At 45.0% G+C, this 21,321-nt stretch carries 16 protein-coding genes; 6 read left to right on the top strand and 10 right to left on the bottom strand.

The genetic code is table 11. The annotated features are described in order from the left end of the window. Positions 1 to 42 precede the first annotated feature (42 nt). From secA to AAGC78_RS08150, 3 genes are read left to right on the top strand one after another with little or no spacing between them, the layout of a single operon-like run. Complete coding sequence (gene secA, locus AAGC78_RS08160) at positions 43 to 2,781, top strand: preprotein translocase subunit SecA (protein WP_435783569.1); 2,739 nt, start codon at positions 43 to 45, stop codon at positions 2,779 to 2,781. Positions 2,782 to 2,840: 59 nt separating this feature from the next. Continuing rightward, complete coding sequence (gene argJ, locus AAGC78_RS08155; RefSeq protein WP_435783568.1) at positions 2,841 to 4,061, top strand: bifunctional glutamate N-acetyltransferase/amino-acid acetyltransferase ArgJ; 1,221 nt, start codon at positions 2,841 to 2,843, stop codon at positions 4,059 to 4,061. Between the two features lie 15 nt (positions 4,062 to 4,076). Then, positions 4,077 to 5,030, top strand: a complete 954-nt coding sequence (locus AAGC78_RS08150) for a Nudix family hydrolase (protein WP_435783567.1) — start codon at positions 4,077 to 4,079, stop codon at positions 5,028 to 5,030. Positions 5,031 to 5,058: 28 nt separating this feature from the next. Here AAGC78_RS08150 and yacG read toward each other — a convergent pair whose 3' ends face one another. Genes yacG through pilB form a run of 5 tightly spaced genes read right to left on the bottom strand, consistent with a single transcriptional unit; the run spans position 5,059 to position 9,816 of the window. Further along, the gene (gene yacG, locus AAGC78_RS08145; protein ID WP_435783566.1) at positions 5,059 to 5,271 is read right to left on the bottom strand and encodes a DNA gyrase inhibitor YacG; all 213 of its coding nucleotides are present in this window, start codon (positions 5,269 to 5,271) and stop codon (positions 5,059 to 5,061) included. Positions 5,272 to 5,277: 6 nt separating this feature from the next. Further along, positions 5,278 to 5,904: a dephospho-CoA kinase gene (gene coaE, locus AAGC78_RS08140; protein WP_435783565.1), complete on the bottom strand. Its 627-nt coding sequence runs from the start codon at positions 5,902 to 5,904 to the stop codon at positions 5,278 to 5,280. A gap of 4 nt (positions 5,905 to 5,908) precedes the next feature. Further along, on the bottom strand, positions 5,909 to 6,805 hold the full coding sequence (locus tag AAGC78_RS08135) for a prepilin peptidase (protein ID WP_435783564.1): 897 nt from the start codon (positions 6,803 to 6,805) through the stop codon (positions 5,909 to 5,911). Positions 6,806 to 6,807: 2 nt separating this feature from the next. Continuing rightward, positions 6,808 to 8,085, bottom strand: a complete 1,278-nt coding sequence (locus AAGC78_RS08130; RefSeq protein WP_435783563.1) for a type II secretion system F family protein — start codon at positions 8,083 to 8,085, stop codon at positions 6,808 to 6,810. Between the two features lie 3 nt (positions 8,086 to 8,088). Continuing rightward, on the bottom strand, positions 8,089 to 9,816 hold the full coding sequence (gene pilB, locus AAGC78_RS08125; RefSeq protein ID WP_435783562.1) for a type IV-A pilus assembly ATPase PilB: 1,728 nt from the start codon (positions 9,814 to 9,816) through the stop codon (positions 8,089 to 8,091). Between the two features lie 319 nt (positions 9,817 to 10,135). Between pilB and AAGC78_RS08120 the strand changes: the two genes are divergently transcribed. After that, positions 10,136 to 10,609 (top strand): pilin, encoded by a 474-nt coding sequence (locus tag AAGC78_RS08120; protein WP_435783561.1) that lies wholly within the window; start codon positions 10,136 to 10,138, stop codon positions 10,607 to 10,609. A gap of 100 nt (positions 10,610 to 10,709) precedes the next feature. Beyond that, entirely contained in the window at positions 10,710 to 11,444 is a 735-nt protein-coding gene (gene tfpZ / locus AAGC78_RS08115; protein ID WP_435783560.1) for a TfpX/TfpZ family type IV pilin accessory protein, read from the top strand. Positions 11,445 to 11,648: 204 nt separating this feature from the next. On the opposite strand, the gene nadC is transcribed toward tfpZ, so the two are convergent. Continuing rightward, positions 11,649 to 12,512, bottom strand: a complete 864-nt coding sequence (gene nadC, locus AAGC78_RS08110; RefSeq protein ID WP_435783559.1) for a carboxylating nicotinate-nucleotide diphosphorylase — start codon at positions 12,510 to 12,512, stop codon at positions 11,649 to 11,651. Positions 12,513 to 12,729: 217 nt separating this feature from the next. Between nadC and AAGC78_RS08105 the strand changes: the two genes are divergently transcribed. Then, positions 12,730 to 15,252: a DUF1631 domain-containing protein gene (locus tag AAGC78_RS08105; protein ID WP_435783558.1), complete on the top strand. Its 2,523-nt coding sequence runs from the start codon at positions 12,730 to 12,732 to the stop codon at positions 15,250 to 15,252. A gap of 94 nt (positions 15,253 to 15,346) precedes the next feature. Here the strand turns inward: AAGC78_RS08105 and uca are convergent, their stop codons facing one another. The 4 genes from uca to AAGC78_RS08085 all read right to left on the bottom strand — a co-directional run bounded on the left by uca (position 15,347) and on the right by AAGC78_RS08085 (position 21,264). After that, entirely contained in the window at positions 15,347 to 18,952 is a 3,606-nt protein-coding gene (gene uca, locus AAGC78_RS08100) for an urea carboxylase (protein ID WP_435783557.1), read from the bottom strand. A 122-nt stretch (positions 18,953 to 19,074) separates the two neighbouring features. Further along, a complete protein-coding gene (locus AAGC78_RS08095; protein ID WP_435783556.1) occupies positions 19,075 to 19,716 on the bottom strand; it encodes an urea amidolyase associated protein UAAP2 in 642 nt (213 codons plus the stop codon). A 33-nt stretch (positions 19,717 to 19,749) separates the two neighbouring features. Then, positions 19,750 to 20,484 (bottom strand): urea amidolyase associated protein UAAP1, encoded by a 735-nt coding sequence (locus AAGC78_RS08090; protein WP_435783555.1) that lies wholly within the window; start codon positions 20,482 to 20,484, stop codon positions 19,750 to 19,752. Positions 20,485 to 20,487: 3 nt separating this feature from the next. Further along, entirely contained in the window at positions 20,488 to 21,264 is a 777-nt protein-coding gene (locus AAGC78_RS08085) for an ABC transporter ATP-binding protein (RefSeq protein WP_435783590.1), read from the bottom strand. Positions 21,265 to 21,321: the final 57 nt, after the last annotated feature.

Genomic DNA, 21,321 nt, shown 5'->3' with positions numbered 1-21,321 from the left:
GCGCAAAATTTATTCAGTTATTGGATTTTACGGTATATAAAAATGATCGGTAAGTTAATTAAGGCAGTTTTTGGCTCAAAAAATGAACGCGAATTAAAGCGCATGAATAAGGCGGTGCTACGGATTAATGCACTTGAGCCAGAAATGCAAAAGCTCACAGATGAGCAACTTAAAGCAAAAACAATCGAGTTCCGTGAGCGCTATCAAAAAGGTGAGACCCTCGACCAATTATTGCCGGAAGCGTTTGCTACCGTGCGTGAGGCAGGCCGCCGCGTGTTGGGAATGCGCCATTTTGATGTGCAAATGATCGGTGGTATGACCCTTCACGAAGGCCGTATTGCAGAAATGCGCACTGGTGAAGGTAAAACGCTGGTATCTACTTTGCCAAGCTATCTTCACGCCTTGGCTGGCAAGGGTGTACACGTTGTAACAGTGAATGATTATCTTGCAAGTCGCGATGCGAATTGGATGATGCCACTGTATGAATTTTTGGGCATGACTGTGGGCGTAATCCAGTCGATGCAACCTCAGGCGGTAAAGCGTGCAGCCTATGCTGCTGACGTAACTTACGGCACCAACAACGAATATGGTTTTGATTATCTGCGCGATAACATGGCGCTGAGTAAGCGCGATAAAGTTCAGCGCGATTTAAATTTTGCGGTAATCGATGAAGTGGATTCGATCCTTATCGATGAAGCGCGTACTCCACTTATTATTTCTGGTGCGACAGAAAATAGTGCAGAAATGTACAAACGCGTTAATCAATTGGTGTTAAAACTGAAACGCCAAATTGATAACGGTGAAGACGGTGATCGTCGCGTAATTTCAGAGCCCGGCCATTTCACTGTTGATGAAAAATCGCGTCAGGTTGAATTAACTGAAGATGGTCATCAAACCGTAGAGGACTTATTGATTCAGGCGGGGTTGTTGCAGCCAGATCAAAACCTTTATGCCGCCAACAATCTTTCTCTTCTGCATCATGTTAATTCCGCGTTGCGCGCACATGCATTGTTCCATCTTGATGTTGAATACATTGTGCAAGAGGGGCAGGTCGTATTAATCGATGAGCACACTGGTCGTACCATGCCAGGTCGTCGATTGTCTGAAGGTCTTCATCAAGCAATCGAAGCGAAAGAAGGTGTTGCAATCCAAAGTGAGAGCCAAACTCTTGCATCAACTACTTTCCAAAACTACTTCCGTTTGTATCCAACTCTGTCCGGTATGACTGGTACAGCCGATACGGAAGCTTACGAATTCCGTGAAATTTATAAGTTGGATGTGGTGGTAATCCCTACCAATAAAACCATCCAGCGTTTGGATATGAACGACAAAGTATTTTTATCTTTGGAAGAAAAATACTTGGCAATTGTTGAAGACATTAAATTATTTCAGGCAAAGAATGCTCCTATTCTGGTAGGTACTGCATCGATTGAAACCTCGGAAGAAATGTCGCGACGCCTTACAAAAGCAGGCATTAAGCATCAGGTTTTGAATGCTAAGTTCCACGTGCAAGAAGCGGAAATTATTGCGCAAGCCGGGCGTCCGGCAGCCGTGACAATTGCAACCAATATGGCGGGCCGTGGTACCGATATCGTATTGGGTGGTCGTTGGGAATCGGATGTTGCCAAGCTCGAAAATCCGACAGAAGAGCAAATCCAAACGATTAAAGCGGAATGGAAAGTTCGTCATGAAGCTGTATTGGCAGCGGGCGGGTTGCATATCATCGGTACTGAGCGCCACGAATCTCGTCGTATTGATAACCAGTTACGCGGCCGTGCGGGTCGTCAAGGTGACCCTGGGTTAACTCGCTTCTATTTATCATTAGAAGATAATTTGATGCGTATTTTTGCCTCCGAACGTGTGCGTAATTTTATGCAGGCGCTGGGGATGGAAAAGGGCGAAGCAATTGAGCATCGCATGGTTAATAATGCTATCGAAAAAGCACAGCGTAAAGTTGAAGGGCGCAACTTTGATATTCGTAAACAACTGCTTGAGTTTGACGATGTTTCAAATGACCAGCGTCAAATTATCTATCATCAACGGAATGAGCTGCTTGATGCTGATTCGATTAGAGAAACGGTAACTGCCGTTCGTGTAGAAGTTGTTGAAGATTTGATTAACGGGTTTATTCCACCTAATTCAATTGAAGATCAGTGGGATGTTCCAGGATTGGAAAAACAAATTGAATCGGATTTTGGTTTGCGTTTACCGCTAGCTAAATGGCTGGAAGAAGATACCCGTTTGCATGAGGAAACTCTGCGTGAGCGTATCCTCACTGAAATTCAAGGTGCATATGATGCTAAGTGCGAGCGTGTTGGCGACATAATGCTTGAGATTGAAAAGCAAGTGATGTTGCAAGTATTGGACAATGCGTGGAAAGACCACTTGGCAACTATGGATCATTTGCGTCAGGGAATTAACCTGCGTTCATACGCACAGAAAAATCCAAAACAAGAATACAAGCGTGAAGCCTTCGAATTATTCCAAAGCTTATTGCTTACTGTTAAGCGTGAGACTGTGCATTTGATCGCACGTGTTGAGCCTGTTTCGCGTGAGCAAATGGAAGAGATGGAAAATCAGCGTCGCGAAGAGTTGGCACGTCAGAAAATGCAATTACGCCACGATGAGTTGTCCGCTATGGGACAACCAGAAGAGCAGCCTCAAGCAGCTCCGCGTTCGCAATCACCTGTTGTGCGTGAGGGACGTAAAATTGGTCGTAATGATCCATGCCCTTGCGGTTCTGGCAAGAAATATAAAAGTTGTCATGGCGCGTTAGAGTAAGTTTTGTATTTACTCTTGGGATGGCAAATTTAGTTTGGGAATATATTGAGATTTAAATTATGGCTGTTGGTGATTATCCTTTTCCGCATATGCACCCTGTAAAAGGTGTGAAATTAACTGCAGTGAGTGCGGGCATTAAAAAAGTCGGCCGCCGCGATCTGGTTCTTTTTGAGCTGGCTGAAGGTAGTAATGTTGCTGGTGTTTTTACCAAAAATGCATTCTGTGCTGCACCAGTAACTGTATGTAAAGAGCATCTCGCAGCAGCGCCTATTCGTTTCTTGCTAATCAACTCTGGCAATGCCAACGCATGCACAGGTGATCAAGGGTTGTTGGATGCAAAAGCTACCTGTGCGGCAATTGCAGAATTAAAAGGTGTAAAGCCAGAGCAGGTGTTGCCATTTTCCACTGGCGTCATCGGTGAGCCATTGCCTGTGCAAAAGATTGTTGCTGTTATTCCTGAAGCATTAGCAAAGGTTAATGAAAACGGATGGGATGATGCTGGTGCGGGCATTATGACTACTGATACTCGCGCTAAAGGTTTTAGCCAACAATTTGAATATCAAGGCAAAACCATCACCGTTAATGGCATCTCCAAGGGTGCTGGTATGATCAAACCTAATATGGCGACCATGTTGGGTTACATCGCTACCGACGCAAAAGTTGCTCGGGATGTGTTGCAACATTTATCGCGCGAAGCTGCAGATAAATCTTTCAATCGAATCACCATTGACGGTGATACATCCACAAACGACTCATGTATTTTAATCGCAACGGGGCAAGTAGATTTGCCAGAAGTTAGCTCAGCAAGCGGCGACTTGTATGAGAAATTACGTGAGGTTATTTTTGCAGCCCATGTGCATCTCGCTAAAAGTATTGTGAGTGATGGCGAAGGCGCTACTAAATTTGTAACTGTGGCTGTTAGTGGCGGTGCTAACCGCGATGAGTGCCTTGATGTGGCTTACGCTGTTGCCCACTCACCCTTAATCAAAACTGCACTCTTTGCTTCAGATCCAAATTGGGGGCGAATTGTTGCGGCGATTGGTTATGCCGGGGTGCCTGATCTGGATGCTACAAAAGTACGTGTTCATTTGAATGAAACATTAATTGTTGAGCATGGCGGCCGCGCAAAAACCTACACAGAAGAGCAAGGTCAAGCGGTAATGAGTCAGGCTGAGATTGCAATTAATATTAATCTTGGTCGCGGTGATGTTGCGGAAACGGTATGGACTACTGACTTGTCGTACGAGTATGTCCGTATCAATGCTGATTATCGCTCTTAATTTCCATTCTATATCGTGGCTAAATTAGTTCATGTTACCGTCGGCGTCATTATGGATAACGACGGCAAAATTTTTATCGCCAAGCGTCCGCTTGATACACATCAAGGTGGCTTGTGGGAGTTTCCTGGCGGTAAAGTGGATGCTAATGAAACGATTCAACAGGCGTTAGTACGTGAGTTGCGAGAAGAGCTTGCAATTGAAGTGCTCGCAAGCGAACCTCTGATCCAGATTCGCCATCATTACCCCGACAAATCTGTGTTACTTGATGTCCATAAAATCACTCAATTTTCCGGTGAACCTTGTGGTAATGAGGGGCAGCCAGTGCAGTGGGTTGAGGTGAGGGATCTACATAAATTCGAATTTCCTGCTGCGAACCGCCCCATTATTGCAGCTATCAGTTTGCCTTCTAGATATTTAATTACTGGTGGTTTTCAGAGTCATTCTGATTTTTCCGAGCGATTAACGGGCGCACTAAATGCTGGTGTTCGTTTGGTGCAGTTGCGTGTTGATAACTTTGATTTGACTTTGCATCAGGGGCTTCTTGATATCCTGTTCTCCGCTGTGAATGGATCATCCGCAGATGTCGTTATTAATTGTTCTCCCGCTCAATTTATTCAGATCGGTGAAATTTATCCAAATTTCAGAGTGGGGCTGCATCTAAATAGCTTAAACGCTGCTCAAATTGATTCGCGTCCAGTTGATCGCGGAGTTTTATTTGGGGTCTCATGTCACACTGCTGAAGAGATTGTTCACGCACAGAAGATTGGTGCAGATTATTTACTCCTTTCACCTGTTTTGCCCACCACCTCTCACCCGCATGCTGCTCCGCTTGGGTGGAATTCATTTTCCAAATTAGTTGAGTTGGCCAATGTGCCGGTTTATGCATTGGGTGGGGTAGGTGAGGAGCAGATTCAAATTGCCCAACGTTGTGGTGCCCAAGGTGTCGCAGGTATTAGCGCTTGGTGGTAGAGGTTTAGTTTTTTAAAAGCTAATCTGGTTAGCGATTTTCTTCGTCTTCAGAATTGATATCTAAATTGTCTCCTGCAATACGGTGACTTTCGTTTGCCCAATCTCCCAAATCAATTAGTCTGCAGCGGTCGCTACAAAAAGGTCGATGCGGAAATTCGTCATTCCACAGCACTATTTTCTTGCAGGTCGGACAAGTAAGTTTGAGGGTAGTTAACTCTGGAGCTGATGATGAGTTTTGCATAACTTGTTACTGCTTTGATTGTTTCATGGAGTCTGCGAGTTCAAGATAAAGCTGATGCAGTTTTTCGACCTGCTCATCTAGCTCACTAATATCACCATGATTTTGAATGATGTCGTTGGCGCGAGCGCAGCGATCTTGTCTTGAAAGTTGAGTTCGCATTATAGAGATTATTTGCGCTTCATTCTTGCCGTCGCGATTACTGGCCCGTTCTATTTGTAGTTGCTCGCTCGTATCTATAACCAAGATACGATCAACAAGTTGGAATTGTTTTGTTTCAAGTAGGAGCGGGGAGGCCAAAATTGTGTAAGCACTTTCTGCTTGCGATAACTGTCGGCGAATCTCAAGATTTATGATTGGGTGTAAAAGCGATTCTAGCCATTCTTTTTCTGTGGGTTGGCTAAAAATAATATCGCGGAGCTTGCTGCGGTTTAAGGCTCCATTTTGCTCCAGTATATCTTTACCAAAATGGCTTTGGATTTGCTGCAGCGCTGCACATCCTGGCTCAACAACCTGGCGAGCGACAATATCTGCATCAACCACAAAAATACCAAGGTTTGCAAAGCGACTACAAACCACCGATTTACCACTGCCGATTCCGCCAGTGAGTCCAACGATTAGTTTCGTTGTTTCCATCTGGTTAGCTGCCAATAAACAGCTTTAAATAGCTTTGATTAATTACATCACCCCATACAAATGCTATCCAGCCCGCAATTGCAAGATAAGGGCCGAACGGAATAGGGATGTTCTTATCGCGACCGCGAATCACGATCATGGAAATGCCAATTACCGCCCCGACAAGTGAAGACAGCAAAATAATCTGCGGCAACATTTGCCAGCCCATCCACGCACCGAGCGCAGCAAGTAATTTGAAGTCACCGTAACCCATGCCCTCTTTGCCGGTGATGAGCTTAAATAATTTGTACACCGACCAAAGAGACAGATAGCCCGCTATCGCCCCCCAAAGCGCGCTGGGTAAATCGGTAAACCCACTAAAACTATTCACTATCAAGCCCAGCCATAACAATGGAAGGGTGATGTCATCGGGCAGTAAATAGGTGTCGAAATCAATCATGGTCAACGCAATTAATGACCAGGTAAAAACAAGCGCAGCTAAACCATTCCAATTAATGCCCACATAATAAATAACGGCAACAGACAATAAGCCTGTTACTAATTCAATAATTGGATAGCGGAGGGATATACCGGATTTGCAACTTGAGCATTTACCCCTGAGAAATAAATAACTCGCAACAGGAATATTTTCCCATGGCCTGATTTTATGTCCGCAATGAGGGCAAGTTGAAGCAGGAACCATTAAGTTAAATGGTTCCTGCTTTGAGTCATTAGGGGGGAGACGGGTTATGCTTTCATCGCTGTTTAGAAAATCACGGCATTGTTCCTGCCAATCGCGTTCCATCATTTTTGGAAGTCGATAGATAACTACATTTAGAAAGCTGCCAACAAGCAGTCCCAAAATTAAAGTAACTGTGAAGCAAAATGAAGGATAAGTTTGTAGGGCCGAAATAAAATCCACGCTTATACAACCTGACCTAATTGGAATATTGGAAGATACATTGCGATCATTAGGCCGCCAACTAAAATTCCGAGCACAGACATAATCATTGGTTCAAGTAATGATGTAAGGCTGTCCACCATGTTATCAACGGCCTCTTCATAGTAAACTGCAACTTTATCAAGCATTGCATCTAATGCACCTGACTCTTCACCAATCGCTGACATTTGGACAAGCAAGGTTGGGAAAATAGTTTTTGATTTGAGTGCGGTATTCAGCTGTATACCTGTGGATACATCCTCGCGCACTTTAATAATTGCCTCAGTATAAACTTTATTGCCTGCTGCACCTGCTACAGATGTAAGTGCATCAATAAGCGGTACGCCAGCAGCAAACGTTGTGGCTAAGGTTCTGGCAAATCTTGCCATTACGGATAAATAAATGATTTGACCAATAATTGGTACCTTTAATATATATTTGTCTTTGGCATATGCCAGCGCTGGCGATCTTTTAATTGCTTCCCTGAAAGCAAATACACCTCCTGCAATTGCTACTAAAATAATAAACCAATACTCTTGGGCTAGTTCAGATAGTCCAAGTACGAATAATGTAAATGCGGGTAAGTTCGCTCCAAAGCTACTAAAAGTCTCTGCGAACTGAGGAACTACTTTTACCAATAGAATCCCGGTAACTACAATGGCAACTACTACTACCGCAATAGGATACGTCATTGCTTTTTTAATTTTTGCTTTCAGTGCTTCTGTTTTTTCCTTATAGGTTGCAATTCTATCGAGCATTGTTTCTAAGGCGCCGGATTGCTCCCCTGCATCAACCAAACTACAAAACAGTTCATCAAAGTATTTTGGGTGTTCTTTTAATGAGTTGGCGAAACCACCCCCCGCTGCAACGCTATCGCGTATTTGTAGAACCATTTTGCGAAGATTCGGATTTTCAAGCCCATCTGCAACTATATCGAAAGCTTGTACTAGAGGAACTCCCGCTTTCATCATTGTTGCCATTTGGCGAGAAAAAACAGCAATATCAGCTGGTTTAATAGCTTTTCCGCTAGAGCCAAAAATAGGCTTGCCTTTTTTTGATACCGACCTAACAGTAATGCCTTGTTTTGCAAGAAGCGTTTTAACAATAGTAGGGCTACCACCATTCATTTCGCCTTGGATTTTATTGCCCTTTTTATCGACACCTTTATATGCATAAGTATTGGTTGTGGGCACCTGCTTCGATTTGGCTGCGGCTGGTTTAGACTTTGTTGTAGCTGATTTTGTGGTGGATGCTAATGCCATGGGTTAATCCTTGGTGACTCGGTTGGCCTCTTCAAGGCTGGTTAATCCCATCGCGACTTTACGCAATGCGGAGATTCTTAAGTTATTAAAGCCTGCTTCATTGGCAGCTCGTGCGATTTGCAACGAATTACCCCCCTCCATTATAAGGTTGGCAATTAAAGGTGTGATGCGAACTACTTCATATACGCCTACGCGCCCCTTATAACCACCATTGCACTTTTCACATCCACCTGGATGAAAGAGTTGGAATTCCTCTCTGGGAATTCCAATATCATTAAATCCTTCTTCTGTAAGTATGTCTGCAGGAATATCTGTTGCTGGCTTTTTACATACACTACACAGTCGGCGTGCTAACCGTTGGGCGATAATCAGGCTCACACTGGTGGCTACGTTAAAAGCTGGGACTCCCATATTTAAAAGACGGGTTAATGTTTCAGGTGCAGAGTTGGTATGTAATGTTGATAAAACCAAGTGACCGGTTTGTGATGCCTTGATGGCTATCTCAGCTGTTTCGAGGTCACGAATCTCACCCACCATAATAACGTCTGGGTCTTGACGTAAGAAGGAGCGAAGTGCTTCCGCAAAGGTGAGGCCAACACGTGAGTTCATCTGCACCTGATTAATCCCCTCAAGGTTAATTTCCACTGGATCTTCTGCTGTGGAAATATTTACCTCTGAGGTATTTAGAATATTTAGGCCTGTATAAAGTGACACGGTTTTACCGCTACCAGTGGGGCCCGTTACCAAAATCATCCCTTGGGATTGGGCAAGTGCATCCATGTATAACTTTTTCTGAATATCTTCGTAACCTAATGCATCAATCCCCAGTTTTGCGGAGCTGGGGTCAAGAATACGCAGAACTATCTTTTCTCCAAATAGAGTTGGAAGCGTATTTACACGGAAATCGATCGCTCTCGTTTTAGAAACCTTTAACTTAATACGTCCATCTTGCGGCATGCGGCGCTCTGAGATGTCCATCTGTGACATCACTTTCAGGCGGGCCGCCATACGAAATGCAAGGTTTACTGGTGGACGAGAAACTTCATGAAGAACTCCATCAGTGCGGAAGCGGATTCGATAAGTTTTTTCATATGGCTCAAAGTGAATATCGGATGCTCCTCCTTTAATTGCATCCAGCAGCACTTTATTGATGTACTTAACGATAGGGGCTTCATCAGCTTCGCTCGGTGTATCTTCGCTTGCAGCAGCATCACCAACAGATTGCACATCTAAATCATTGAAGTCTTCATCAAGCCCGCCAAGTGCATCTCCCAGCGATTCTTCCTGCGAGTTCAGATACTTATCAATAGCAATCTGTAGTTTGTCAGCCTCAACTAATACAGCTTCTGTGTTGATGCCGGTATTAAATTTAATTTCATCTAATGCGTGCAGATCTGTTGGATCGGTTACAGCTAGAAATAGACGATTGCCGCGACGAGCGATGGGGAGGGTGTGGTGTTTGCGGATTAGCTTGTCATCCACTAGTTTTTGCGGAATCGTATCTTTATTAAGTGCATCCAGATCAAATACCGGGGAACCGAACTCTTCAGATGCTATTCGTGCAAGAGTGCGTGCATCCAAAATGCCATTGGCAACCAAGTGGTGGGCAAACGGAACCTTGTCTTTTTTTGCTTGCGCAACCGACTTTGCAGCCAAGGCTCCATCTAGAATGTTATCTGCAACGAGGCGACGTGCCAGGCCATTAAGCGATACTGGATTGGGGTTATTCATTGGTTTGTGCCAGTAATGTTTTTGATTTGGTTAAAAGAAATGATTGACGACAATAGTACAACAACTTTAGCAGCTTGCTAGAAAATCGTTGGATTAGGGGGATCTATTGCTCGGAAATTAAATCCCACGTGACAAAAAATGTCAGTTGTTGTCGCTTTTCGGGATGTGAATGGGGGGCTGAGCTTTGAACGGGGCAGCAATTTTCCCATTAATGTAGGTATTGACAGCGATTAGATACAATTCAATGTTTTTGGCATACCACTTGCAAAACCAACTTTGAGTGTTGTTTGCTTATTACTAATCCTACCGGAGTCCTATTATGAAAAAAGCTATCCAAAAAGGTTTTACCCTGATCGAATTGATGATCGTAGTTGCAATTATCGGTATTTTGGCTGCAGTTGCATTGCCTGCATATCAAGATTACACCGTGCGTGCTCAAGTTTCTGAAGGTTTGGTATCAGCAAGCTCTCTCAAGATTGGAGTTACTGAGTTGTTTGCTAATAGAGGTATGTCTGGTGTTGCAGATTATGCAACTGAGATTGAAAACGATCAGGATAACATTAAAACTGATCGCATTACAGCTGCTGAAATTGCAGATGATGGAACTATTTTGCTGACATTGGGAATGGCTCAGCTCGGTGGCGAGAACGTGTTGGCTTTTCAGCCGAAAATTAATGGTGCCGTAATTAGCGATACCAACTCAACTGGCACAATTGATTGGGTATGTAAGCCAGATTCCAATGACGATCAAACTACCATCATTCCTAAGTATCTTCCAGCTGAATGTCGTTAATAAATTAATTGATAAATAAAAAAGGGCGTTTTTTAACGCCCTTTTTTATTTATCAAAATTGTTATAAGTGATTCTTTAATGGCAAATTGTAAGAGGTTTTATGGCCTTTAGACTTCGTGCATTTTTTTTGCATTTTTTGGTCTCATTGGTGTTAGCTGGCTCTGCTTTAGCGGTGATTTTTTTTATCTGGTATCCATCACCTTTACACACTGCGATAGGTGTTTCATCTGTAGTGCTGCTGCTGTTGGGGGTTGATGTAACATTAGGGCCGTTGCTTACACTTTTATTGGCTAAAAAAGGTAAAAAAGGGTTGGTGTTTGACTTAAGCTTTGTTGCTTTTTTGCAGATTAGCGCTTTTATATATGGTTTTGTTGTGGTTGCTGAAGGTAGGCCTGTGTGGTTAGTGTTTAACAAGGATCGCTTCGATATTGTGAGAGCGTACGAGCTGCAGAATCCATATCGTGAACGGGCTTCAGTGAATTATCGCCAGCTTAGTTTTCTTGGGCCAGTTTGGGTTGCTGCGCGTCCGCCAGCGGATAGTGCTGCGCGTTATGCTTTATTAACAGAAGCGGTGAGTCTCGGGATAGATTTGCCTCAGCGCCCGGATTTGTATCTACCTCTTCAGGATGTTGCGGATCAGCTTAAAAATCAAGTTCGACCCTTGGCTATCTTGTCTGAGTTTAATGATCATCATCAAGTTAATGAGGTTTTGGCTCGGTGGCCAGAAGCGGATGGATTTGTGCCGATGATGGCCCCAGCAAGAGCTATGACTGTTTTAATCAATAAAAAATCAGCAAGTGTAATTGCTATTGTAGAATTGAATCCTTGGCATTAGTAATTTTGAGTATATGAGCTATATATTTGTTTTGCTGTTCTCTGTGTAACTTCGTGTAAAGTGAACTTTCGTGTAATTATGGTGTGTTGCTTCGATAGTATTTGAAATTTTTTTGTCTGTTTGTGACTCTTTTATTCATTTAATTTGATGCTCCTGGGTTTTCGCGGAGTGAGTGTCATAATAATTGATTGGTGGATGTTTTAGCTAAAAAAAGGAGTTTAGACGCATCGACAAATCTATCGCCTGACAATGCTTAGTCAGCCCTCCAATAGAAATAAAATCAACGCCTGTCTCAGCAGTTCGAGCTAGTGTTTGTTCATTAATGTTTCCTGATGCTTCTAGCTTTGCGCGTCCGGCATTAATGGCTACCGCCTGTTTCATGTCATTGATACTAAAATTATCCAGCATGATGATATCGGCTTTGGCTTCCAGGGCTTGGTCAAACTCAGCAAAGGTCTCCACCTCCACCTCAACTGGTTTTCCGGACGCAATAATTCGTGCTGCTGCAACCGCCTTGGCAATTCCACCGCTAGCCGCGATGTGATTTTCTTTGATCAGGAATGCATCGTACAAACCAATGCGGTGATTATGGCAGCCACCGCACGCAACCGCGTATTTCTGGGCTGTGCGCAGGCCAGGGATAGTTTTGCGGGTGTCGAGTAATTTCACCTTTGTGTGCGCAACTTGTGAGGCATAGTGGCGACTGATGGTTGCCGTACCGGAAAGCGTTTGCACAAAGTTTAATGCGGTACGTTCACCGGTTAGCAGACTGCGGGCGCTGCCTTTCAGAGTGAATAGTGTGCTGTTGGCTGCCGCTTCTTGTCCGTCTTCTACATGCCAGATGATTTGTACTTGAGGATCGAGTTGGCGAAATACTTCCTTTACCCAGGCTTTGCCACAAAAAATGCAATTTTCCCGCGTGATAATGGTGGCTTCGGCAGTCTGTTCTGCCGGGATAAGCTGAGCGGTAATGTCACCTGAATCTATGTCTTCGGCCAGTGCCAGCGATACGGATTTGGTTATATCTTGTGCCAAGGTTGGCAGGTTCTTGCTATATAAGGTATTCATGTCAGATGTCGAATAATTAAACATTATGAGGTTAAAAGTGGGTTGTTTTGGCGTTATAGTCTTCGTCTAATTCCAAAATATACTTAAAAAACCATAAGATGGTGTATTGGTTATAGCCTTTTGTGATATGTCTCTCGAACCTATCATTTGATTACTTAAGGTGTCTCACCCTTGGTTATACTTCAATTACGCAAGTTTTCACCAATGGTAATCAACCATGACCGAACATATGAAATCTGACCCCAAAAAGGTCGTTCAATTGAATGTAGAGCGCAATTCCGTCGCTAATTCGCAAGTTGCATTGGCACGTTTGCCTGCTGCTATGCATACCCTGCGTGATAAGGCGCGGCAGCAATTGCAGCTATTTCTGCGTGAGTTGTTCGATAAAGTTGATGATGCCATGTTTGAGTTGGCGGACAAAGCCAATAATAACCACGACCAGAACATCTTTTTTGATTCCATGCGTGAAGTGCGTATCCGTCGCCGCGCCATGGAAACCTCATTTTTCCGTACTATTGATATCAGTTTCGCTCAATTACTTGATCCAAGTGCTTATCGTGACGAAAAGCAGGCTGGTGATAAATCCGTATCGCTTGATGATTTATCGTTAGTGAAGAATGACGAGCTGGAAGAAATGGTTGCAGTTGATGGCATGGTGAATAAAGCCAATGAGCTGTTTGCCGAACCAATTCAACACCTGACCCTTCGTATTGATCATTTAGTGCCCACCAAGGTTTACCAGAAAAATAATCCACTTGGCGTGGATGTCATTTGCAATGCATTTACCGATGCCACTAAAACGCTGAATGTGGATGTGAAGGCAAAATTAGTGTTGTTCAAGTTGTTCGACAACATTGTAATGACCAAGCTGGGTAAGCTGTTTGATGTGCTCAATCAAACCTTGATTGATGCCAATATCCTTCCGTCATTGAAGCAGGATGTGCGTGCGAAAAAGCCTTCATCTACTGCGTCGACGGCAGATCACTTTGGTCAGGGAATTAGTGCGCAATATGGATTAGGTGCGCAGAAAGCCGGTGCTGAAACTGGCGGTTTGGTACAAAGTTATGACGACCAAACCAATCAAGTTCTGCATCAGTTACGTGATTTGTTAGGCGCTAACCGCAGTGCACCTAGAGTGCAGTTGCCGGGCGAGGAAATTACCACACAGGATTTGATAAAAATCCTGTCGATGGCCCAACAGCAAAACACTATCAGTACTACTTCTTCAGTAGCTGCGCCAGTTAATTTGCGTAGTTTATTAGGCGAGTTGTTGCATAACGAAACTCAAACTGCAGCTGCGATTAATCAGGTTGATGACGACGTTATTAACCTCGTGAGCATGATGTTTGAGTTTATTTTGGATGACCGTAATCTCGCGGCACCAATGAAAGCATTGATCGGGCGCTTGCAAATTCCAATGGTTAAAGTGGCGATCGCCGATAAAACTTTCTTTAGCAAAGGCGGACATCCTGCACGTCGCTTATTAAATGAAATGGCGATGGCGTGTTTGGGCTGGCAAGAGTCCAGTGAAGAAAATCAACGTAAAGACAGTCTCTTTAATAAAATGGAAGAGACTGTGCGTTCGATTCTGACCGAATTCGATACTGACATGAGCATCTTTGAACGGCTGCTCGTGGATTTCCGTTCATTCCTCGATAAAGAAAAACGCCGCGCACAAATTCTTGAGCAGCGCACCATTGATGCTGAGGACGGTAAAGCCAAATCTGAACGTGCTCGTGCGCAAGTGGATACTGAGTTAAGTCGTATTTGTGTCGGTAAAGAGTTGCCTTTGGCAGTAACCAAATTGCTGCGTGAAGCTTGGGCAAATGTGATGTTTATTACTTCGCTCAAACAAGGTGTGGAGAGTGATGAATGGCGTAATTGCTCCATCACTGCACAGCAGTTGGTGTGGAGTGTTACGGCCCCGATGGATAAAGATAATCGTCAGGCTTTGTTAAAGTTAGTGCCAGAGCTGTTGCAGAAGTTGCGCACAGGTTTGGAAAGTATTTCTTTCAGCCCATTTGAAACGACCAATTTGTTTAAACAATTGGAAACGGTACATTTGGCGCGTTTGCGTGGTGAAGCAAAACCACAAGTTGAAGCTCCATCTGTATCTGCTGTCGACCTGGAAGCAAAAGCTGCTGCCTTAGCTGCTAAAAATGCAAGCATGAAAGCAGCTATGGCAGAAGCCCAAGCCCGCGCGCAACAAGCTGCAAACACAGCAGAACAAGCCAAAACCCAAGCGATAGATATCGTTGTTGAAAACGATGCTCCTATTGTTGAGGTGGTAGCGGAAATAAGTGAAGTTGTTGAAGTGGCGCCGGCGGGTGTCCTGACAACTGAGCATGTTGAAGTTGTGTCAGCTGACGCTGTATTGGAAGTATCAGATGTAGTTGAGCTGCTGGACGAAACTCAAGTTGTTGAAGCGCCGATTAGTGAAACTCTTAAGGCTGATCCGCAACATTTGGCGCTGGTAAATAATATTACCCAAGGTACCTGGTTTGAAATGCAGGGCGAGGCGGGTGAAAAATATCGCTGTCGTTTAGCGGCCATTATCCGCTCGGTAGGAAAATATATCTTTGTTAACCGTTCCGGAATGAAGGTCGCGGAAGAAAGTCGTGAAAGTTTGGCGATCGCATTGCAAACCAAACGTCTGACTATTTTGGATGACGGAATGTTGTTTGATCGTGCACTTGAGGCGGTTATTGGAACTTTGCGTGAGCAGCGCTTGAGTAATTAATTCACTCTTTATTAAATAAAAACCCGGCCAAGTGCCGGGTTTTTATTTAAATGTGTAGCGCGTTGATATTTGCATCAATGCGCATCTAAAATAATTAGCACTCTTCCATTACCACCAACGTTTGCCCTGCTTGAACCCGTGCGCCATCGGCTTTTAGCAGATGGGTTACTTTGCCTGCACAGCTCGCAGTGATATTGATCTCCATTTTCATCGATTCCAATATCAGTAGCACATCGCCGGCTTTAACGGTTTGGCCGACTTTGACTTGGGTTTGCCAAACGCTGCCGGATACCGAACTATCTACGCGAATCGCATCGTCAGGTAACTCCGCTTCTTCGCTGTCCTCTGCTATTTCTTCTTGCACGTAATTGAACTGGCCATTCGCATGCCAGCGCGCCAGCTCTTCTTCAAATGCTTGTTCACGTTGTGCGGTAAAAGTGGCGATTGAATCCTGGTTTTCAGCAATAAATTCCTGATATTCACTTAAGCTGAAATGGCTTTCTTCAATTTTAATCGGGTAGCGACCCTGTGGAAAATCGCGGCGAATTTTTTGTAGCTCCGCTGCACTGACTTCGTAAAAACGGATTTGGTCAAAGAAATTCAGTAGCCATGGCTGTTTAAATTCTTTGGTTTGGCGATAACGATTCCACATTTGCAGTGTGCGCCCAACAAACTGATAACCGCCAGGCCCTTCCATGCCATAAACGCACAGATAAGAGCCGCCGATACCGACGGAGTTTTCTGCCGTCCAAGTGCGCGCTGGATTGTATTTTGTCGTTACCAAGCGATGGCGTGGGTCTATCGGTGTTGCAACGGGCGCGCCCAAGTACACGTCGCCCAAGCCCATCACCAAATAGGATGCGCTGAAAAGAATATCTTTAACATCGGCAATTGAATCCAATCCATTAATACGGCGAATAAATTCCAAATTGCTTGGGCACCAAGGTGCATTCGCGCGCACCGACTGCACGTATTTTTGAATCGCCAATTGGCAAGCTTCATCATCCCAGCTGAGCGGAATATGCACTATGCGCGATGGCACGCTCAGCTCCGCTAACTGCACAATCAATTCGCGTTCGCCGCGTTCAAGATGCGCCAATAAATCAGTGAGTGATAATTGCTGGCTATTGTAGTGAACTTGTAATGAGCGAATTCCCGGTGTTAACTCATGCAGGCCGGGCAGGGTATTTTGTTGCAACCATTGCATTAGCGCATGGGCACGAAAGCGCAATTTAATATCGAGTTCGAGTGCGCCGTATTCGACCAGCAAAAAGTGATCACCTGCTGCGCGATAAACAATGTCCTCACCAAACTCGGTCGACGAAAGTGTTTTCACAATGGGTGATGTTAATTCGCCCGCGCTGTAACTATGATGCGTTTTTTCCAGTGAGTGCAGTGATTGGTTTTGTGCGCGCTCGATTGCAACTGCATCGTTGATGGTAACGGGCAAAAAGCGAATTTTATCGCCTGCGCGAACTTGCCCGAGCTTCCATAAATCTGCGCTGATAACCGTTGCAGGGCAAACGAATCCGCCCAGTGACGGACCATCCGGGCCGAGAATAACCGGCATATCACCGGTAAAATCGACAGTGCCGAATGCGTAAGCGTTATCGTGAATATTTGAAGGGTGCATTCCCGCTTCACCGCCAGAGCTGCGTGCCCATTCCGGTTTGGGGCCGATCAAACGTACACCGGTGCGGCTTGAGTTGTAATGCACTTCCCAGTCAGTATTGAAAAAGGTGCTGATATCGTTTGTGGTAAAAAAGTCCGGTGCACCATGGGGGCCATAAATAACTCTGAATTCCCATTGGTTACTAATCTGTGGTTTTAATTCGGCGGCTATTTCTTTCGCAGTGATATCGGCATTGCAAGCTTCCGGATTTAATGCGAGCACATCACCTGCACGCAATGCGCGACCGTTGTGACCACCAAATTGTCCGAGCGTAAATGTGGATTTGGAATTTAAATAATCCGGGCATTGTATGCCGCCGGCTACAGATAAGTAGGCGCGCGCGCCCTGGTCGACAATACGCCCGAGTTGCAATTGTTGTCCTGCGGCGATGGAAATAATTTCATAAGATGAAATTGCTTTGCCATCAAGCTTCGCATCAATCGTTGCACCGGTTAAGATAATTTTTGCAGCCTGGCCAAATTTTAAGGTTGGGCCTTGCAGGGTGATTTCCAATCCCGCGGCGTCATCGTTATTGTTAAGCAAGCGGTTGCCCAAGCGAAAAGAATAGCTATCAAAAGGACCAGAGGTGGGTACACCAACATGCCAGTAACCTGAGCGTCCTGGATAATCCTGAATTGTGGTTTGGGTTCCGCCTTGAATAACATCAATGCGTGCAGGTTGGTAAACAAAACTATTTAAATAACGAGTAGTCATGCGGCCTTGCAATAAGGTTTGATCTTGCAGCAGCGCGCGTAAATAACCGATATTGGTTTCTATCCCATAGAGATAGGTGTTGGCGAGCGTGGAGGATAGCTCGGCCATTGCTTGCGTGCGATCAGCGCCGCGCACAATAATTTTTGCCAGCATCGGATCAAAAAATGCAGGTACTTCAATACCGCTTTCAATCCAGTGATCGATACGCAAATTTTCATGCAGTGGTGGGAAGTCTACTTTGCTGAGCAAACCGGCACAGGGTTGAAAGTTTAATGCCGGATCTTCTGCATAAACCCGCACTTGAATGGCGTGGCCTTTGGGGGAAAGCTGATCGCGCAATAATTTGATATCGCCGAGATCGCCCGCTGCTTGGCGCAGCATCCACTCGACTAAATCTACACCATAAACCTCTTCAGTAACGCCGTGTTCCACTTGTAAGCGGGTATTTACTTCCAGGAAATAAAATTTCTCATCAATAGAATCATAAATAAACTCTACGGTTCCTGCGTTGCGATAGCTGACGGAAGAGAGTAATTGTTCTGCGGTGCGTTGCATGGCTTGGCGCTGGGATTCTGGCAGGTTTGGCGCAGGGCATTCTTCAACGACTTTTTGATTGCGTCTTTGGCTGGAGCAATCACGCTCACCAATCGCTACTGCTGTGCCTTTGCCATCACCAAATACCTGTACTTCAATATGACGGGCGGCCGCAATAAATTTTTCCAGAAAGACGCCATCGTCAGCAAAATTGTTTTTGCCGAGGCGTTTTACTGAATCGAACGCGGAAACCAGATCGGCTTCACTGTTGCACAGCTGCATTCCAATTCCGCCACCACCGGCAGTGCTTTTCAGCATAACCGGATAACCGATGGAACTCGCAGCGGTTTTGGCATCCTCAAGGCTTTTTAATAAATCTGTGCCGGGGCAAAGTGGGACATCAGCTGCTTGCGCTAATTCACGCGCTTTATGTTTTAAACCAAAGGTTATCATTTGCTCCGCAGTCGGGCCGATAAAAACCAGTCCCACCATTTCACACTCGGCTACAAAACTGGAATTCTCACTTAAAAAACCGTAGCCAGGATGAATAGCCTGCGCGCCGGTTTGTTGCGCAATAGCGATAATTTTTTTGCGATCAAGATAAGTGGTCGCCGCTGCACCTTCACCTAATGAATAGGCTTCGTCGGCAATGCGTACATGCAGGGAATCTGCATCTGATTCTGCATAGACAGCGACGGATTTGATATTGAGTTTTTTTAAGGTGCGAATAATGCGAGTGGCAATAGCGCCGCGGTTAGCGATCAGGACTTTGGTAAACATGCTCGGCTCCGGCAGGCCGTCCTGCTGGGATTTATTACGACAGTGGTCGTCCACTGAAGATATTTTGATTTATATAGTTGTGCGGCTTGGCGGGATCCACACCAAGCCGCGATCTTGTAAAATTAATTCCACACCACTACTTCAATTGGCGTTGGGTTATAACCATTGCACGGATTGTTGAGTTGTGGGCAGTTGGAAATCAGCATGACGATATCCATTTTTGCTTTCAGTTCGACATATTTTCCCGGTGCCGAAATGCCATCTTCAAATGTGAGTCCACCATCGGCTGTCACAGGCACGTTCATAAAGAAATTTATGTTGTGGGTGATATCGCGTTTGCTAATACCAAACTCCGGGTGCTCGGCAATCGCCAGCATCCAGCTGTCGCGGCAAGCGTGCATGCAGCGTTTTTCCAAGCTATAACGTACCGCGTTGCTTTCAGTGGCACAGGCGCCGCCGAGTGTGTCGTGACGGCCGCAAGTATCGGCAACAATTTCCAATAATTCGCGATTGGCGTTGGACATTAATTTTGTACCCGCAGTCAGGTATAAATTACCTTGGTTGCGGATGGTGTCCATTGCGCTGTAACGCTCGCTGGGATCTTTGGCGTTGTAAAATAAAACGTCCGCGGCTTGATTTCCTTTTAAGTCGACAATACGAAAAGTCTGGCCCTGTTTTATCTCGCCAAGAAAATAATCCCCGGCAGGAACATAATGGGTTGAAAATGCTGTTTCTGGATGCAAGTGGCTTGGCAGGTGTGACATCTTAAAACCTCTGTAAGCTATTTCGCTGCTGAACTATTTACTTGATAAGTAGTAGAGTGCATTGTTTTGGAATCCGCGTTGATTTTCTTCGCGGAAATTTCTGCAGTAGTCGTCATCTGTGACGGGGTCTGCTTCACCCAGCTCTATTTTCACGGACGTAAAAGGGTAGCGTTCAGATGCATTTAACGGATGCGGACATGCATGCATGATGACCAGCGTATCCATTTCAAAACGCAGCGTAATGCTGTTGTCGGCAGATTGGTTTTTGGTGTCGAGTTTGATATTGCCGTGATCATCAGCAATCACTTTGCTAAACCAATTAATGTTGGCTGACATGTCGGCACGACCAAGACCGTATTTGGATAACTCAACAAGGAACGCATCGTAACCATTTTGCAGCCATTGGTTGCGATGGGTTTGGTAGTCGCGCTTGCCCCATTTTTTTTCAATGGTTTCCGCATTGCTATTGCCGCACACAGTATCGTGCCAATTGCCTTGTCCATTGGCTGAATAGTCTTCAACAATTGATGCAAAAATTCTTCCCATGTCGGAATACAAACAATTGCCGCGTTGCAATTTAAATGTGTGTTGGCATTTGAGTGTGTCGGGCGCGTTATAACGCTCTAGCAAATTGCGTGGGTTATAAAACAGCATGCCGACATTGGCACCACCTTCGATGTCAGTAATTTTCATCAGGCTGCCGCGGCGCAGCTCAAGCGACCAGTGACCATTGCCCGGTAAAGTGGTGGTATAAAACATCTTGCTCATGGGTTAACGTTCCTGTGATTCTTGCGCAATAGTTTGTAATTCGTAAGGCACTTCACTTTTGCGACGGGTTACCGGGAGATCGTAAGTTATGTTGGCTCCGTAGGCGCCGGGTGCTTGTTGGTCGCGGCGCAATTTATCGAATACCCAAAGGCGGGTACCCAAATAAAATCCTTCACTTAAATCGTGCGTCACCATAAAAACGGTGAGGTTATGTGTACGCCATAGATTCAGGATTAATTGGTGCATATCGGCACGGATACCTGGATCAAGCGCACCGAAAGGTTCGTCGAGTAATAAAATGCGCGGTTGGCGAATCAGTGCTTGCGCGATCGCCAAACGCTGTTTCATGCCGCCGGATAATTCATGCGGGTAACGATTCATTGCGGCTGTCAAGCCAACGGATTCGAGTAATGCTTTTGCTTCCTCAATTACCAAACGCTTTTTGCTGCCGAATAATTTTCCGAACAAGGGTGAATGTTCAAACTCGCGCGCGATAATTACATTTTCCAAAACGCTCAAATGTGGGAATACGGAATACTGCTGGAATACAATTCCGCGTGATTGATCGGGTTCGTTACGGATTGGCTTTCCATCCAGCAATAACTCGCCCGAGGTTGGCGATTCCATTCCCAGCAGCATTTTTAAAAAGGTACTTTTACCGCAACCGGATGTTCCTACCATGGTGATAAATTCACCGGCTGTCACACTGACATTCATGCGCTCCAATACGACGTTATCGCCGTATTTTTTCCACAGATTTTTTGCCTGAATCATCGGCATAGCTTTCGCTCTTTTCTCATTAAGAATAGTTTTATCAAAAGGAAGAATGGTCATCTC

Origin of the sequence: Cellvibrio sp., from assembly GCF_039207905.1 — a bacterium.
Classification (GTDB): Bacteria; Pseudomonadota; Gammaproteobacteria; order Pseudomonadales; family Cellvibrionaceae; genus Cellvibrio.
Note: the sequence above shows the minus strand (reverse complement) of the source record. Positions and strands in the feature narration are given on the sequence as shown.